Raw genomic sequence first — 1,725 nt, forward strand, 5'->3', positions numbered from 1 at the left:
GTGTCGATCTCGCCGGGCGCAATGGCATTGACGCGGATGCCGTGCGGGCCGAAATCATGTGCCATCTCGCGCGTCAGCGAGCCGAGTGCCGCCTTCGATGTGGCGTAGGCCGTGCCGGCGAAGGGATGCACGCGGGTTCCGGCGATCGAGGTTACGTTGACGATCGAGCCCTTGGCCGCCGCCAGCTCCTTGAACAGGCCGCGCGCCAGCATGATCGGCGCGAAGAAATTGACCTGGAACACGTCGCGCCAGACATGCATCGGCGTGTCGATCGAATCCATGCGGCTGTTGCCGTCCTTGAGCTTCGGCGAAATGCCGGCATTGTTGACCAGCGCATGCAACTGGCCGCCATGCGCTTCCAGCCGGTGGCGGATTTCGGAGACGGCGATGCCGACATCCTCCTGATCGGCGAGATCGACCTTGATGTGGTCTTCCGGCCCGGCCGGCCACGGGCAATCCTCGGCGAAAGCCTGCCTGGAGCAGGTGATGACGCGCCAGCCCTCGCGCGAAAAACGCTTGACGGTGGCGTGGCCAATGCCGCGGCTGGCGCCGGTCAGCACGATGGTCTTTCGGGTGTCGAGCTCAGTCATTTCAAGGTCTCCGGCCGGCAGATGTAGCCGAACGCCGCCGAGGTGGCGAGAGGCCGAAATGTCACCATTCACCTCAGAGGAGGAACCGGGAAGCCGGCTCGCCGTTGGTTCGGGAGTTGCAGGACAGGGCGCGGGGTCTCAGATCAAATCAATCGGGACAGAGCCATGACGCAGACAGCACCCCTCGACATAGCCACCGACTTCACCAAGGCGTGGACAAGCCACGACCTCGACAAAGCAGCATCCTTGGTTGCCGACGACGTCGTCTTTGATGGGCCGATGCAGCAATCGACCGGCAAGAAACCCTATCTCGAGGGCCTGACCAAACTATCACAGGATGTGACCGGTGTGCGCATGATCGCGGCCTTCGGTGACGATCACCAGGCGCTGCTGATGTATGATTTGATGACCAAGTCGTCCGGCGCGCTTTCCTGCGCCAAGCACCTCACCATCAGCGATGGCAAGATTCACAGCGACAAACTGACCTTTGACAGCAAGAAGTTGGGCAGCGCCAAGCCACGGAATTAGCGGATCGGATCAGCCGCCAAGGAGGTCGAGGATCGAGGTCTGCCGCTTTTTGCGCGGACCGCCGACGTCGCCTGGCGGCACCGGGTGCTTGATCGACGCGGTGGCGCCGTCATCCTCCGGCATGGAGGGGCCGTCGGCATCGACGGTTTGGGCGGGACGGGCCGCGCGGACCGGCGCTTGGGCAACCGGCGCTGCTGGCCGCGCCGGTGCCTGCTGACCGACCGACGTCGACGGAACCGGCGCCGTGTTGTTCGCCGCGGGTATCTCGTCGGGGACGATTGTGTCGGCCGGCGTCGATTTCCAGGTGCCGGGCAGCGGCCGCACCGGCACACCTTCGTGGGCCGCAACCATGAACTCGTGCCAGGCCTGCGCCGGCAGTGCGCCGCCGGTGACCTTCTTCATCGCGCTGCCATCATCATTGCCGAACCACACACCAGTGGTGAGGTTGGCGGTGTAGCCGACGAACCAGGCGTCGCGCGAATTTTGACTGGTGCCGGTCTTGCCGGCCGATGGCCAGGCGAAAGCCGCTTTCCGGGCAGTGCCGATCTCAACCGTGCCCGTCATCATCGAGTTCATCATGCCGACGATCTCAGGCTTGACGACGCGC

2 protein-coding genes and 1 pseudogene are annotated in these 1,725 nt (G+C 64.4%); 1 reads left to right on the forward strand and 2 read right to left on the reverse strand.

Features of this window, described 5'->3' with window-relative positions; translation table 11 throughout:
* Positions 1 to 590 (reverse strand): SDR family oxidoreductase (locus EN893_RS32580; protein WP_164901333.1); only part of this gene is annotated, 590 nt, incomplete at its 3' end.
* Between the two features lie 165 nt (positions 591 to 755).
* Between EN893_RS32580 and EN893_RS32585 the strand changes: the two genes are divergently transcribed.
* On the forward strand, positions 756 to 1,118 hold the full coding sequence (locus tag EN893_RS32585; protein WP_127270874.1) for a nuclear transport factor 2 family protein: 363 nt from the start codon (positions 756 to 758) through the stop codon (positions 1,116 to 1,118).
* Positions 1,119 to 1,127: 9 nt separating this feature from the next.
* Here EN893_RS32585 and EN893_RS32590 read toward each other — a convergent pair.
* A pseudogene (locus EN893_RS32590) lies at positions 1,128 to 1,725 on the reverse strand (penicillin-binding protein); the annotation flags it as partial.

The organism is Mesorhizobium sp. M7A.F.Ca.CA.004.04.2.1, assembly GCF_004022825.1.
Taxonomy (GTDB): Bacteria; Pseudomonadota; Alphaproteobacteria; order Rhizobiales; family Rhizobiaceae; genus Mesorhizobium.